Annotated in this window: 9 protein-coding genes and 2 pseudogenes; 5 read left to right on the forward strand and 6 right to left on the reverse strand. The window is 60.5% G+C overall.

The window, feature by feature from the left end; all coding sequences use genetic code 11:
* The 4 genes and pseudogenes from CINSTRO3249_RS05645 to CINSTRO3249_RS05670 form a co-directional block, all read left to right on the forward strand.
* Nucleotides 1–1,360 (forward strand): flagellar biosynthesis protein FlhF (locus tag CINSTRO3249_RS05645; protein ID WP_254304262.1); only part of this gene is annotated, 1,360 nt, incomplete at its 5' end.
* A 13-nt stretch (nt 1,361–1,373) separates the two neighbouring features.
* Entirely contained in the window at nt 1,374–3,512 is a 2,139-nt protein-coding gene (locus tag CINSTRO3249_RS05660) for an oligopeptide/dipeptide ABC transporter ATP-binding protein (protein ID WP_256381640.1), read from the forward strand.
* Between the two features lie 158 nt (nt 3,513–3,670).
* Entirely contained in the window at nt 3,671–4,885 is a 1,215-nt protein-coding gene (locus tag CINSTRO3249_RS05665) for an MFS transporter (protein WP_174249736.1), read from the forward strand.
* 30 nt (nt 4,886–4,915) lie between these two features.
* Nucleotides 4,916–6,856: pseudogene (locus tag CINSTRO3249_RS05670) on the forward strand (CocE/NonD family hydrolase); the annotation flags it as partial.
* Here CINSTRO3249_RS05670 and CINSTRO3249_RS17130 read toward each other — a convergent pair.
* Nucleotides 6,856–7,104 carry a hypothetical protein gene (locus CINSTRO3249_RS17130; protein WP_174249735.1) on the reverse strand — a complete coding sequence of 83 codons (249 nt, stop codon included), beginning with the start codon at nt 7,102–7,104 and terminating at the stop codon, nt 6,856–6,858. The pseudogene CINSTRO3249_RS05670 and the gene CINSTRO3249_RS17130 overlap by 1 nt on opposite strands.
* Between CINSTRO3249_RS17130 and CINSTRO3249_RS05675 the strand changes: the two genes are divergently transcribed.
* Nucleotides 7,103–8,017, forward strand: a complete 915-nt coding sequence (locus CINSTRO3249_RS05675; RefSeq protein ID WP_174249737.1) for a GlxA family transcriptional regulator — start codon at nt 7,103–7,105, stop codon at nt 8,015–8,017. The genes CINSTRO3249_RS17130 and CINSTRO3249_RS05675 overlap by 2 nt on opposite strands.
* 200 nt (nt 8,018–8,217) lie before the next feature.
* Here the strand turns inward: CINSTRO3249_RS05675 and CINSTRO3249_RS05680 are convergent, their stop codons facing one another.
* The 5 genes and pseudogenes from CINSTRO3249_RS05680 to CINSTRO3249_RS05700 form a co-directional block, all read right to left on the reverse strand.
* A complete protein-coding gene (locus CINSTRO3249_RS05680; RefSeq protein ID WP_074012536.1) occupies nt 8,218–9,012 on the reverse strand; it encodes a nitrilase-related carbon-nitrogen hydrolase in 795 nt (264 codons plus the stop codon).
* Entirely contained in the window at nt 9,009–11,003 is a 1,995-nt protein-coding gene (locus CINSTRO3249_RS05685; RefSeq protein ID WP_074012537.1) for a CocE/NonD family hydrolase, read from the reverse strand. Before CINSTRO3249_RS05685 ends, CINSTRO3249_RS05680 begins: the two co-directional genes overlap by 4 nt.
* A gap of 242 nt (nt 11,004–11,245) precedes the next feature.
* Nucleotides 11,246–11,812, reverse strand: a complete 567-nt coding sequence (locus CINSTRO3249_RS05690; RefSeq protein WP_074012538.1) for a GNAT family N-acetyltransferase — start codon at nt 11,810–11,812, stop codon at nt 11,246–11,248.
* Entirely contained in the window at nt 11,809–12,378 is a 570-nt protein-coding gene (locus CINSTRO3249_RS05695; RefSeq protein ID WP_074012542.1) for a helix-turn-helix domain-containing protein, read from the reverse strand. The genes CINSTRO3249_RS05690 and CINSTRO3249_RS05695 overlap by 4 nt, the downstream gene beginning before the upstream one ends.
* Nucleotides 12,379–12,440: 62 nt before the next feature.
* Nucleotides 12,441–14,621 (reverse strand): annotated as a pseudogene (locus CINSTRO3249_RS05700) (FdhF/YdeP family oxidoreductase); the annotation flags it as partial.
* Nucleotides 14,622–14,750 lie beyond the last annotated feature (129 nt).

A 14,750-nucleotide genomic window follows, 5' to 3' on the forward strand; every position in this document is an offset into this window, starting at 1 on the left:
CATAGGTATCTACACATTTATCGTGATACCTGTTATTACTTTGCAGAATGATTTCAACCTATCTGTTGGCGGGATTGACTCTCGCCTTACCCGCCGATATCAGACGCTGGTTAAACAGCATATGACGCCCGCGGCTCTTCTTGCTTCTGCGGTTAAAGACCTCGCAAGTGCTCAAAAATCAACTTTCGCAACTACCCAAGCTGTCTGGCGTTTTCTGAATAATAAGCGAATTAGCTTCAGTCAACTCAATGAGCCAATTATTTCGCTAGCACTTGAGCAAATTTCGCTTAGCCCGCATCCATACGCTCTCGTTGTTCATGATTGGTCACGTTTACAATTTCTTTACCATCATGCCAAATACGGACGCTTAAAAATGACGCACGGTGGCGATGTTGGATATGAACTTCAAAGCAGCTTGCTGGTTGATGCTGGCACGGGTTTGCCAATAGCGCCTCTATCTCAGACACTTACCGATGCAACCGGTTGTCATTCAACGTTGGCGGAAGGACTGTCCGAACGGCAGACACATATGGACGCCTTGACGACCGATATTGCCCGTGTGGAATCGCTTAATATAGGTAAAAAGCTGATTCATATAATTGATAGAGAGGGTGACTCTATTGGACATATGCGGACGTTGAGTACTCAAGGAATATGCTGGCTTATCCGAGGAAAAGAAGGACATGGTGCAGAGTGGCAAGGTAATTCATTGAAAATTGGTGAGATTGCTGCTCTTCTGCCATACAACGGATGCGGACAGGTAGACTGGAAAGGGAAAAAAGCTGATATGGAAATCAGTGAAACCTCGATAGTCATAACCCGAGCTGCGCAGCAGAAGCGTAAAGATAAAGAAACCGGCCGCCGCATAAAAATCCAACCTGGAGAGCCTCTGACGGTCAGATTGGTTGTTGTTCGGCTTACGGATGATCTCGGTAATGTGGTGGGACGCTGGACGCTGCTTACAAACGTTTGCAGCGAGATCACCTGCGAGGAAGTAGCTCGTTGGTATTACTGGCGCTGGAATATTGAATCATTTTTTAAGTTGCTGAAAGGTGCCGGACATGACGTAGAAACATGGCTTCAGCGCAGCGCGCCAGCCGTACTACGCAGGTTGTTAATAGCCAGTATGGCTGCTGTTCTGGTATGGCGGCTGCAACGCGCTGAAGGAGAAGAAAATGCGGCAGCCCGCCAGCTGATATGTCGCTTGTCAGGACGACAGCAAAAGCGAGGCCGCAGAGAGAGCGCTCCTGCTCTGCTCGCTGGCCTATCCATCTTGTTGAATACACTAAAATTATTATCGGAATATAGTCTGGAAGAACTTACTCATTTAGCGAGAGTTGCTCTTAAGCCTCCTCCCTGATGTGTAGATACCTATGCATCAACTGTCGGGAGGACAGGCGAGGCGCGTGGCGGTCGCGCGGGCGCTGGCGCTCAGACCGAAACTCATTATCGCCGACGAGCCGACCGCCGGTCTCGATTTATCGGTACAGGGCGAGTTGCTGAATTTGCTCACTTCCCTGCAGCGCGAGCTGGGCATGAGCTATTTGATGATCACCCACAATCTGGCTATCACCCGCCATGTTACCGACGACATCGCCATCATGTATCTCGGACGCATCGTCGAAAGAGGGCCGACCGCGACTCTTTTTCGCGCGCCGGCGCATCCCTATACCGCCGCGCTGTTAAGCGCCAAAAGCAGCGACGGCGCGGCGGGGAAAGGAGTGCTGACGGGCGAAATCCCGACGCTTGCCCATCGTCCCGCCGGTTGTGAATTTCATACCCGGCTGCCCGCGGGCGCAAGACCGCTGTCGCATCGACGCGCCGCTGCTGCGGCCGATGACCGGCGGGCATCACGTTGCCTGTCATTTTCCTCTTCTCCGCGCGGCACACGCTTCCGCCCGGTCCGGCGCCATTATTTTCAAGGAGACACATGCATGAAAGGCCTGTCGATGAACAGACGCGAGTTGATCAAAACGCTGGCGGTGCTGGCCGCCGGCGCGTCCGGCTCGCTGGTGGTGGGCGGTCAGCGGCGGGTTTTCGCCGCCGATAGCCAGAACAAGGTGCTGCGGGTGCAAAATGACCTGGACATTACCAATCTCGACCCCGCCAACCGCAGCGGTTGGTATGACGAAATGGTGATGTTTGCTATCTATTCCGGGCTGTGCCAATACAAACCGGGGACCGAATGGGGCTGGCAACTGGATGCCGCACAATCGCTGGAGCAGGTCGACCCGCTTACCATCCGCTTCGCCCTGCGTCCCGGCATCCAATGGACCGGCGGGTTTGGCGAAATGACCGCCGAGGACGTCAAATACTCCTATGAACGGTTTTTAAACAAAGAGCTGGCGGCGATTTATGCTTCCGACTGGGAAGCGCTGGACCACGTTGAGGTCACCGGCAAATATGAAGGTATTATCCACCTCAAACACCCGTTCGCTCCGCTGTTTACCAGCACGCTTCCCCATGCCTCCGGGCTGATTGTGTGCAAAAAAGCGCTGGAGGCCACCCAGGATAAAAAAATTGGCACCGCGCCCGCGGCCTGTTCCGGGCCTTACAAAATTGGCGATTGGCAGCCGCGGGAGCGGTTGACGCTGGTGCGTAATGAAGGATGGAACGGCCGCCGCAGCGAGTACGATCAAATCCAGCTGATGCCGATTGGTGATTTGAATACCGCCCAGATCGCGTTTGAAGCCGGCGATCTGGATATGACCAAAATCAACATTAGCGCTATCGGTAAATACCGCGACGATCCGGGCGATAGTACGCTGACCGTACGGCCTGCGCTGGCTTACACCTGGCTCGGCATGAATGTGGATCACCCCAAACTGAAAGATGTGCAGGTGCGTCGGGCTATTCAGCAGGCTATCGACGTCCCTGGCATTCTGGACGCCACCTTCGGCGGCGCGGTGAAACCGGCTTATGGCCTGGTGCCGCCGCCGCTGGCCGGCGCGCGCAGCAAAAATATCTATCCCTACGATCCAGCGCAGTCGAAAGCGCTGTTGAAAAAGGCCGGTGTTGCGGGGTTGCAGCTCCGCCTGGACCTCTCTACCTCTACCGATGGCGGCACCGTGGCGCAGGTCATTCAGGCACAGTTGGCGGAAGTGGGGATCGATCTCAAAATCAACCAAATGGACGGGGCGGCGTTTGTCGCCGCGGGGCAGGAGTCGGAAGGGGATGCCTGGAAGGATTCCCAGTTACGTCTCACCACCTTTACCACCGCGCCGGACGCCAGTTGGGTCACCGCCTGGTTTACCTGCGATCAGGTTGGTATCTGGAACACCCAGCGCACCTGCGACAAAAAGTGGGATGCGCTCAATGCAGCGGCCGCGGTTGAGCTGGATCAGGCAAAACGGGCGGCTATGTATGTCACGTTGCAAGACCAGTTGGAAGAGACCGGCGCCTATGTCTTTTTATACCACGGCAGCAACGCCTGGTTGACGCCAAAAACCGTGCACGGAGCCTGGACGCCCGATGGCCAGTGGCCGTTGTTCCGGGATGTCACCGGCGCCTGAAACGCCGGTTATCTGTCCGGGCGATGCAGCCCGGGCCTTGTCTCGCCGGCATTTCCCTTCAGGGAAGCTGTCGCGTGCGGCCGTTTGTGGGAGTTTCCTTGACTACTGCCCGTTTTTCCCTTTTGCCTAAAAAGGGATTGCGTCCTTCAGGCAACGCCTTGCGGCACGCCAATTATCGCCGGTTTTTCGGCGGACAACTGCTGTCGGTCATTGGCAATTGGGTCCATACCATCGCCCTCGGTTGGCTCATCTGGCGTCTGGGGGTGTCATCGCCCGTATTGCTTGGAATGTTGGCGTTTTGCAGCCAGGGGCCGATTTTATTTTTCGGCTTGTTTACCGGCGTGATCGTCGACCGCTGCGATCGCCGCCGGCTGGTACTGACAACGCAGATCGGCATCACCTTACTGGTCACGTTGCTGTCGGTGCTGACGCTGAGCAATCTCATTACCGGCGCGCTGGCGATAGCCATTGCGACTGGCCTGGGGTTGATTAGCGCATTTGATTTACCCGGCCGGCAGTCGCTGGTGGTCGATTTGGTGGCGCACGACGATTTGGCGAATGCGCTGGCGCTGAATTCGGTGATTTTCAACGGCGCGCGCCTGATAGGGCCGGCGTTGGGCGGCGTATTGGTGGATACCGTCGGCGAGGGGTGGTGTTTCGCCTTTATTGCCGCCTCCTACGTGCCGCTAATCCTGTTCTTGTTCACCATCCGCGTGCCGCAGCGCCCGCCGTCGACCCGGCTGAAAGGTTTGCTGCACGAGATGGGCGAGGGGCTGGCTTTTCTGCGCCAGGACCCGCCGGCGCTGCGTATTCTGCTGTTGGTGGGGCTATGCAGTCTCACCAGCGTGCCGTACTTTTCCTTTTTACCCATGCTGGCGGATACCGTGTTGCACGGCGGTCCCGCCGGTTCGGGCATTTTAATGAGTATTACCGGCGTCGGCGCATTACTGGCGGCGTTACAGCTCACCTTCGCCGGTCAGATCGGCGCCATGGGACCCTGGCCGCTACGGGCTGCGGTCATGTTGGCGCTGGCGCAAATTCTGCTGGGGCTGTCGCAGCATTTTTGGCTAAGCGCCATTATCGCCGCGCCCATCGGTTTTGCCATTCTCACCCAGAATCTGACCTCCAACTCGCTGTTGCAGCACCGGGTGCCGGATCATCTGCGCGGCAGAGTCATGTCTTTTTATTCGATGATGCTGATTGGCACCGTGCCGATCGGCGCCATTATTTGCGGCGGCGTGGCGGAGAAGTATGGCCTGCCGTTAACCCTGATTATTGGTGGCGCGTTATGCCTGGCGGGGGCGGCGGTGATCTCGCTTTGGGATCGCGCGGACCGAAAGCGTCGGGCGCCGGCCTCGCCCTCACAACTTTAGCGACAGGAGCTGTCCCATGTCCCAAGCGTCATCCACCGTCGATTTTTCGCTACAGATACCGTCCTATCGTCAGATTTTTGTGCCGCTGGCGGACGGCACCCGGCTCGCTGCCCGGCTGTGGCTACCTGAGCACGCCACGCCGGCGCCGCTGGTGCTGGAGTGGATCCCCTACCGGCAGTCGGACAACACCGCGACGGGTGACGCCATGATGCACGGGTTTTTCGCCGCCCACGGTATCGCCGCCCTGCGGATCGATTTGCGCGGCAGCGGCAATTCCGACGGTCTGCTGCGCGATGAATACCTGGCGCAAGAGCAGGATGACGCGGTGGAGGTCATTGCCTGGCTGGCGCGTCAGCCGTGGTGTAATGGCAATGTTGGCATGATTGGCATTTCTTGGGGCGGGTTCGCCGCGCTGCAGATCGCCGCACGCCGGCCGCCGGCGCTCAAGGCGATTATCACCTGCTGCTCCACCGATGATCGCTATCGCGACGATGTGCATTACATGGGGGGGCGCTGCTAACGGATGGATTGCAATGGGGCAGCGGCCTGTTTACCCAATTGGGCAGGCCGCTGGATCCGGCCCACGTCGGCGAGCGCTGGCGCGAGGGCTGGCTGTCACGTCTGGCGGGGATGGAGCCGCCGCTGGCCCACTGGCTGGCGCATAGCGAGCGCGATGCATTCTGGCGCCACGGCTCAGTCTGTGAAGATTATCAGGCTATCGAGTGTGCCGTCTATGCGGTTGGCAGCTGGACCGATGGCTATTGCGATGCCATTTTACGGTTGATGCAGCATCTGGATGCGCCGCGCAAAGGGTTAATTGGCCCTTGGACCCACGTTTATCCAACCTGGGGGATGCCCGGCCCGGCAATAGACTTCCTGGGCGAATGTTTGCGCTTTTGGCGGCAATGGCTGCTGGGCGAGAAGACCGGGATTATGGCTGAACCCATGCTGCGCCTTTGGCAAGGGGAAGGATTGCGGGCCGATCCTCGCGGTATTACCCTGGGCGGACATTGGCTGAGCGCGCCGGGCTGGCCGGCAAGCCACGCGCGGGCGGATTTCTATCTGGACGACAACCGGTTGGTGCAGCAGCCGCCGGCGCCGGCGGCGCCGATTGTCATCGCGACGCCCCTGCATTGCGGCATGACCGGCGGCGAGTGGTGCCCGCTTGACGGCGGCGGCAGCGCGCCGGAGTTTCAGGCCGATCAGCGCAGCGATGACGGCCTGTCGTGGTGCTTCGATACGCCGTGGCTGACGGCGCCGTTGTCGCTGTGCGGCAACGCGTCGCTGGATGTTGCGGTGGCTTTCGATTCCCCCTCGGCATTGCTGGTGCTGCGGCTGAATGAAGTAAGCGCCGACGGACACTCCGCGCGGGTGACGTTCGGCGTACACCGGCTTACGCGTCCGAAGGGCGTCGCGCCGGGCGAGTCATTCCGCGTCAGGTTATCGCTTAAAGGGGTGGCCTATCGCTTTGCAGCCGGCTGCCGGCTGCCGGCTGCCGGCTGCGGCTGGCGCTTTCTACCGCCTATTGGCCAATGGTTTGGGCCGAGCCGGGTCAAGGGCCGGTGCAGCTGTGGACGGACGGCGCGTTATTACAGTTGCAGGGCCCTGGCGACGCCATTACCGGCGACGGGCCGGCGCTCGGCGCCGCCCCATCCCCATGAGGTGGTGGCGCCGGAGGTGACCCGCCGCCAGGTGGAATGGGACGTTGGCGCGGGCGTACATCGGGTGATTATGGATGCGCAACGGCAGCAAACGCAGATTGGCGAACTGCGCTTCGGCAGCCAGGGACACGAAGTCTACACCATTGGCGCACTGGCGGAGAGCGCGCGCATGGAAGCCCATCGTGTCCAGCGTTACACCCGTCCCGGCTGGGATATCAAGCTGGAATGCGATACTGAGCTTGCCTGGCAGGCGGGGGGGGCTGGTGTTGACGTCACGTTATCAGGCGTGGGAAAACGAGGTCTCGGTATTTAGCCGCGAATGGTGCCATCGTTTCCCCTCTCGCCACCGCGATGAAAACGGCGGCGGGGATAGCTGAAACACAGCGGAAACGGTACAGTCATGGTAAACGGGGACGGCGTGCGGCCGTTCGCGCCAAACCGGGCCCGCGCCTTCGCGCCGGCCTTGACGGTGTTTTTTCTCCATGGGAAGCAATAGACGTCCATGCCATCCGTTGAACCCACCGTATTCACTTTTTTGCTGGGCCATGATTTTTCCATGATGAGCCTGGCTTCGGCGATTGAGCCGCTGCGTTCCTATAACCGCTTATTCAAGGAGCGCGCCTTCACGTGGCATTTGGCCAGCCTGAACGGCGAACCGGTCACCGCCGCCAACGGTATTCCCTTTCCGACCTGTCCCATTCAAAATGTGCTGGCAGACTCCCATTATCTTTTTATTTGCGGTGGCGAGCGGGTAGTGGCGCCGCAGTTCGAGCGAGGCTATCAAAGCGCGATGCGCCAGGCGACGCGCGCCGGCCTGTTTATCGGATCTTTGTCCACCGGTACGTTCCTGCTGGCGAAATGCGGGCTGCTAAACGGCTACCGCTGCACCATTCACTGGGAAAGCCACGCCGCATTTGTGGAAAGTTACCCGGAAATCGAATGTACCCGCAAAATCTTTGAAATTGACCGTAACCGTTTAACCTGTTCCGGCGGTACCGCGGCGATGGATATGATGCTTAATCTCATCGGTGAACGTTACGGTGACGACCGCGCCACCGCGGTGGCGAACCAGTTCCACCATGAACGGATCCGCAGTGCGGCGGACGATCAGCACGGTCACCGCCCACATCGGGTGCCGCTGCCGCCGGTGCTGAGCGCGGCGATCGCGGTAATGCAGTCCACTTTCGAGGAGCCGCTTGCGCTGTCGGCGGTGGCGCAGCAGGTGGGGGTAGGCACGCGCCAGCTGGAACGCTTATTCGGCCGACATATTGGCAAGACGCCGCAGCGTTATTATCTGGAGCTGCGGCTGGAGCAGGCGCGCGAGATGCTGATTTACTCCGACCGGTCGATTATCGATATTGCCGTCTCGGTAGGATTCACTTCCACGTCCCATTTCGCCGGCTGGTTTCGGCGCACCTTCGGCGTGCTCCCCTCGGATATGCGCCAGAAGCGGCGGCTGAATGCCGGCTAACGGCGATATCGGCATTGCGCGGTCTGATCTCGGCGCACCTTCGGCGTATCCCCCTTGGATAGGCGCCAGAAGCGGCGGCTGAATGGCGGCTAACGGCGATATCGGCAGCAAGCGGTCTGCTTTCGGCGCACCTTCGGCGTGCTCCATGGGGGTTGAGCCAGCGCAGGCGCGATAAGCGGTCTTACCGCGAGGGAACGTCGCTAATCGGCGGGCATAACACCGTTGAGGTACTGGTCATGGCGGCGGTCGGTCGCCCAGGGATGCAGCCGACGCCAGCGCGTCAGCGTTTGACGGTCCAGCGTGGCGCTGAGCGTGAAGGCGCCCGCGGCGGGCGCGCTGGCCAGAATGTCGCCGTCGGGGCCGACGATGCGGCTTTGACCGATACAAGCGAATGCGCCATCGCCGTCACTGCGGTTGGCAAAAGCGATGTAGCAGCCGTTTTCGTACGCTCGCGCCGGCACGACATGGCGCGGCACCACGTCATAGCCGCTGGTCGTGGCGCTGATACACAACAGGCAATCCATACCGGTTAAGGCCTGGGCGCGGACCAGCTCCGGAAAATCCAGGTCATAGCAAATTGCCATGCCGAAACGGAACCCCTGCAGTGAAAATCCTGTCAGCCGATCGCCGGCGCGAAATAACGCCTGTTCATACCCCGACCAGAGATGGATCTTACGGTAATTGGCGCAGACGTTCCCCTGCGCGTCAATGGCCAGCATGGCGTTATAGCGCGCGTCGCCGTCACTTTCCGCATAGCCGAATACCAGCGCCTGACGCCGCGCGCGCGCCAGCGCCGCTAATCGGCGCAGCGTCTCGCCCGAGGAGGGCAGCGCCATGCGCCGAATGGCCTCCTGGTGTTGATACCCGCACAGCGCCAGCTCCGGCAGCAGCAACAGATCCGCCGCCGGCGCCGCGGCCAGGGCGTCATCCAGCCAGTCGGGAACGGTGGCGATATCCGTCGGCGCGTCGGCGGTTTGGATGATGCCAATCCTCATGCGGGCTCATCTCCCTGGGCCGGATAAAATGGAAAGTCGTGCCGCCAGCGCCGGGAGAAACAGTGCTCCTCGCCATCCCAGGCGTCGAGGGTGGATTCCAACCGCCAGCCGCCGGCGTCGGCGGTGAGCAGGCTATGTATTTCCAACCGCGCCTGCCAGTCGCCGCGATGAAAACCGGCGCTGCGCCAGGCTTCGGAGCGAGCGCCGGCGGGGTCATGGGCATTGACGCGATAGGTTTCGCGGCCCAGCGCCTCAAGACGTAGCCCGGTCTCTTCCAACGTCAGCGCGCCGAGATTGCGCACGACCTCAAGCGTGGTCTCGCCATCGTCCATATCCCGGGTCAGACGCTGGCGCCCGCGGGCTGGCGCAACCAGCACCTGCGCCGGGACCGGCGGCGGAGACCAGGGCTCGCCCAGCGCCGGCGGCGGGCAGGTTGCGGCCTCGGGATCGCGCAGCGGCAAAACCAGGCTGCCGCTTTGCACCGTCAACACAGGGCGTACCGGCAGCGGCGCCGCCAGCGGCCAATAGCTTGTCGAAAGCGCAACGCGCAGACGGTAGCCCGCCGGCAGGATGAACGCTGCCGCTTTCAGCATCACGCTTACGTCGTAATAATGTCCCGGCACCAGCGGTTCGGCGCGATCGAAGCCGTTACGCGCCGCAAGATTTAATAACCCATAGCTTATCCGGATTGCGACGCCGTCCGGCGCCACGGCATTCAGGCGTACCGCGAGCATCGCCAGGGGATTGTCCGAACACAGCCGCAGCCGCACCTGGGCCCGACCGAGAAGCTGTTGCGCCGTGGCGGCGGCAGGCGCATCAAAGCACAAAGAGCCGGCGTCATCCTCGCGTTGATCCCCCGGCATATCCGGTCCCCAGCCGTAGGGACACCACTCGCCTGACGCCAGGCCGGTGGTGGCCGGAGAACACAGGGTGGCGGTAAACTTTGCCGGCGCGTCCTGGAGCCGACCGGGCGCCAGATGCAACGTGCGCGCCTGGACATCTGCGGACGGCCAGCGACGTTCCGCCGCCCACCTACCCTGCCGCTGCGGGTACCGGGCGCGGGGCGGCTCCGGCCGTTGCTGCCAGTAGGTCAGCATCGGTTCCTCCATCATCCCGGTCTCTTGTCCTTTAAGCCAGTGATCGAACCAACGCTGTACATAGCCGATAAAATCGATGCGCGGCCCCGGTGTGGCGATATGGGGAAACGCGTGTCCCCACGGGCCGATAAGCCCTTTGCGCGGGCCACGCAAATTTTCCAACAGGCGCAGCACGGTGTTGGTATAGCCGTCGGCCCAACCGCCGACCGCCAGAACCGGTACGGTGATACGATCATAGTCCTCACAAACCGATCCGCTCCGCCAGTAGTCGTCGCGCCGGGGGTGTTGCATCCAGCGTGCCGCGGGCGGCAGTGACATGGCGTTGAGGCGTTCCAGCCACATCGCTTTCCAGCGGTTACCGACGATAGCCGGGTCCGGCGGCGTCGGCGTCCATGTAAACAGGGTGGCGCCATATTGCAGATTGTCGTTCAGCAAGGCGCCGCCCATATAATGCATATCGTCGGCGTACCGATCGTCGGTGGAGCAGGCGGTAACCACCGCTTTAAGCGCCGGCGGTCGCAGGGCGGCGATTTGCAGCGCGTTGAAACCGCTCCAGGAGATGCCAATCAGCCCCACGTTGCCGCTGCACCAGTCCTGCGCGGCAATCCAGGCGATCACTTCGCAGGCATCGCGCCATTCCTGAGGGGTATATTCATCGTTCATCACGCCGTCGGAGTCGCCGGCGCCGCGCATGTCGACACGCAGGGCGGCATAACCGCAGCCGGCGAGGCCGGGATGCAGCACGGCATCATCGCCGCGGTGCCGGTCGCGGCGGCGGTAGGGCAGGTATTCCAGAATGGCGGGTACCGGCGTCGTCGCGTCCGGCAGCCACAGGCGGGCGGCCAGACGACAGCCGTCCAACAGGGGGATCCAGACCGTTTCGATTATCCGCATACAACACCGCTTGAGCCTATAAAAATTGCCTCTATCTTTACACAGTGCGCCGGGAAAACCATTCCATTTGCTACCCATTTGGCGTCAAAAGCGACCCGGTAGCTAAAAGCTGGCTGGGGTGATTGGAGATGACGCCCCCTGCGGTGCCGCGGTGCTGCGGCCCAGGCATCGCCTGAACAGTATCGGGTGTCAAAAGCCGGCTATCGGCTAATCGACTGACGCCGCATGCCCAAAGCCGGCTATCAGCCGGCGCCGGTAGCAGGGGCGTGCTGCGCTACTGACGTTAACGGTAAATAATAGACGGTGGTGGCGGTCAGTCTGCCATCGGGAAACAGCGCATAATCAGGAATGACGCCTGCCCGCTGCCAGCCAAGGCGCGCATAAAGCCGTTCAGCGGCGCTGCCGGTCGCGGTATCCAGCACCAGCAGTGTTTTGCCGGCCTCTGCCGCCAACGTCTGTGCCGCCCGCATCAATGACTCGCCCACGCCGAGACGACGGGCCCTGCGGTGCACCAAAAGTTTGATAATATCACCACGGTGCGGCTGATTATCTGGCTGCGCCAGTACCACCTGCACCGTGCCGATAATCGCCCCGCCGGCGTCACGCGCTACCAGAAGGGCGTGGTCGCCGCTGGCGGCCTGCGCCGCTTTCTGGCGCCAAAAGTCCTCGGCACGCGTGATCAAAAGCGGCAGCATAAAACCGACCGAGGCGCCGTCCTCCACGCAGTCAATCAATAGCGCGCTCAGGGATGCCAAATCCGTCTGGCTAACGGCTGCACCCAAAGCGTGAAGTGTGATGTCAGCCGTCATGGCAGGCGCCTTTTCGGCGACAGCAGCACCAGATAGCGCGCGGGTTCAGGATGAGGATTATGGAACGCGGTAGGGCTATCCAGGTCGAAGCCCAAACAATCTCCCTGCTGCAGGGAATAGGCCTGCTCGCCGACGCGGATCTGGATACTGCCCGCCAGCAACCATATCTGCTGATGAATGCCGGGATCCCGCTGGCCGGTTTCATAGGCGACGCTGGCGCCGGCGGGAAAGGTGACCTCGACCATTTGCACCGGAAAGTGGGCGTTGTCCGGGGTGAGATTACGCCGTAGATAACCGGATTGCGGATCCTGCCACTGCGGCTGGTCTTCACGCCGCACCAGCGGCGCGGTGTCGGTTGACGTAACCTCGAACAGGGCATTGAGCGGTAAGCCCAGACCGCAGGCGAGCTTCTCCAGCACCACGGCCGTCGGGCTGCTCTCGCCACGTTCAATGAGCGAGATCATCGATCGGCTGACCTCGCATCGTTGCGCCAGGGCCTCCAATGAAAGTCCGTGCTGACGACGCAGGGCGCCAAGCCGGGCGGCGATGCGTGCATTGATATCCATGGTAACCACCATTTCCAAAATACTGGATTTATATTCTGGTATAATGGAAATTAATGTCAAGATCAATATGCACAGCGCTCAATCGTAACGGGCACGCTTTTGTAGGCAGGAACACCGCTATCGTGATCATAGCTGTCGAGCGCCACCAGCCTGTTGGCTTCAGGATAGTAGGTCGCCACCGAGCCGGGCGCCATGTCGTAAACGACGACGGTCAGATTATCCAGCCGCCGTGAAGATTGCCCACCGGCGGCGTCCAGCGCGATCACGTTGACTTTGTCTCCAACGCGCAATGCCCGCCGTTCCGCCTCCGCCGCGCTGAGAAACAGCACATCGCGCCGGCCGGTCACGCCGCGATAGCGGTCATTAAGGCCATACAGCGTGGTATTGTATTGATCGTGACTGCGCAGCGTGGTCAGCACCAGTTCATGGTGGGCCGAGCCGCAGGGATCTTCATTAATACCCGGCAGGGTAATGAATTGGGCGCGCCCGCTCGGGGTATTCCATTTGCGTTCCGAGGCGGCATTGTAAAGCCGGAATCCGCCGGGTTGCTGAATGCGTTTATTGTAATCTTTAAACGCGGGAAATACCGATTCTATGGCATCACGGATCCGTGCGTAATCAGCAACCAGTTTTTCCCAGGGCACCGCGCTGTCGGGCAGCGTAGCGCGGGCCAGCCCGGCGACAATGGCCGGTTCGGAACGCAGATAAGGCGAGGCCGGCGGCAGCGTTCCACGCGATGCATGCACCATCGACATCGAGTCCTCAACGCTAACAGATTGAATACCGCTGGCCTGGGTGTCCTGTTCGGTGCGTCCCAGCACCGGCAAAAGATAACTGTGCTTCGCCAGCAGGAGATGGGAGCGGTTCAACTTGGTCGCCATGTGCACCGCCAGCTCCAGCTTGCGCATCGCCGCAAACGTCACCTCCGGGTCCGGCATCGCGGTTGCCAGGTTACCACCAAGGCAAATCAACGCCTTCGAGCTGCCCTGCTGGATTGCCCTTATGCTTGCCACCGCCGCATGGCCATGTTTGCCCGGCGGCGTGAAGCCAAAGGTACGTTTGATGCCGTCAAGCAGCGCCTGATTGGGGATTTCTGTAATACCCACCGTCCGGTCGCCCTGAACGTTGGAATGTCCGCGCAGCGGGCAGATTCCTGCACCCTGCTTACCCATATTCCCGCGCAGCAGCAGCAGCAGCAGCAGATTAGCCAGCTGCTGCACATTTTGCGTCCCGTGCTGATGCTGGGTAATGCCCATGCCGTAGCAGATGATGGTCCGCTCGGCGTCGGCGTATAAGCGGGCGATATGTAAGATCTCACTGTGACTCAGACCCGAAACCGCGATAATGTCTTGCCATGCGGTATGGTCCAAATCAGCTTTCAGCTCCGCGAAACCCTGGGTATGGTCGGCGATGAAACTTTCATCGATTACCCCTTTATCGCCGCGGGCCTGTGCATCCTGGTGCAACGTCAACAGCGCCTTCATGACGCCTTTTAGCATGGCGGCATCGCCGCCGACCCGAACCTTATAGTAGGTAGACGCGAGTGCTGTAGAGGTAAGGGTAAGCATTTCGATCGGGCTCTGGGGGGATGTGAACCGCTCCAGCCCCCGTTCCTGCAGCGGATTAAACGCCACGATAGTGGCACCGCGCTTGGCCACTTCGCGCAGGGTGCCCAGCATCCGCGGATGGTTGGTGCCGGGGTTATGACCGATACACATCACCAGATCGCAGTGCTCGAAATCCTCAAGCGTTACGGTGCCTTTACCGACGCCGATGGACGCCGGTAAACCGACGCTGGTGGGTTCATGGCACATGTTGGAACAGTCGGGGAAATTATTGGTGCCGTATTCGCGGGCGAACAGCTGGTAAAGGAACGCCGCCTCATTGGACGTACGCCCGGACGTATAGAACTCAACGCAGTCAGGGTCGGTGTAACGTCGCAACTGCGCGCCGATTTCGCGCAAAGCGACATCCCAATCAATTGGCTGATAGGTATCCGTAGCGGCATCGTATTTCATCGGCTGGGTCAGCCGCCCCTCACCTTCCAAATCGAAATCATGGCGCTGCCAGAGCTCGCTTACGGTATGGGCGGCGAAAAAGGCTGGCGTAGCCCGCTTGCCGGTGGCCTCCCAACTGACCGCTTTGGCACCGTTTTCGCAAAATTCAAAAGAGGAGGTATGCAGCGGATCCGGCCAGGCGCAGCCAGGGCAGTCGAAGCCCTGCGGTTGATTAACTTTGAACAGAGTGAATCACCCCGGATAAATTAGAGTCTATACTTTAAAAGTGGAGGTCTCTATGACAACGACCAAACGTTACTCTCCGGAAGTCCGTGAACGGGCAGTTAATCTAGTGCTGGAAACTCAGCATGAGCA

This window comes from Candidatus Sodalis sp. SoCistrobi (assembly GCF_900143145.1).
Classification (GTDB): Bacteria; Pseudomonadota; Gammaproteobacteria; order Enterobacterales; family Enterobacteriaceae; genus SoCistrobi.

Coding starts and splice junctions, on each gene's coding strand:
- CINSTRO3249_RS05660 (WP_256381640.1), top strand. CDS start 1,374: ATGCATCAACTGTCGGGAGGACAGGCGAGGCGCGTGGCGGTCGCGCGG.
- CINSTRO3249_RS05675 (WP_174249737.1), top strand. CDS start 7,103: ATGATGAGCCTGGCTTCGGCGATTGAGCCGCTGCGTTCCTATAACCGC.
- CINSTRO3249_RS17130 (WP_174249735.1), bottom strand. CDS start 7,104: ATGGAAAAATCATGGCCCAGCAAAAAAGTGAATACGGTGGGTTCAACG.
- CINSTRO3249_RS05680 (WP_074012536.1), bottom strand. CDS start 9,012: ATGAGGATTGGCATCATCCAAACCGCCGACGCGCCGACGGATATCGCC.
- CINSTRO3249_RS05685 (WP_074012537.1), bottom strand. CDS start 11,003: ATGCGGATAATCGAAACGGTCTGGATCCCCCTGTTGGACGGCTGTCGT.
- CINSTRO3249_RS05690 (WP_074012538.1), bottom strand. CDS start 11,812: ATGACGGCTGACATCACACTTCACGCTTTGGGTGCAGCCGTTAGCCAG.
- CINSTRO3249_RS05695 (WP_074012542.1), bottom strand. CDS start 12,378: ATGGATATCAATGCACGCATCGCCGCCCGGCTTGGCGCCCTGCGTCGT.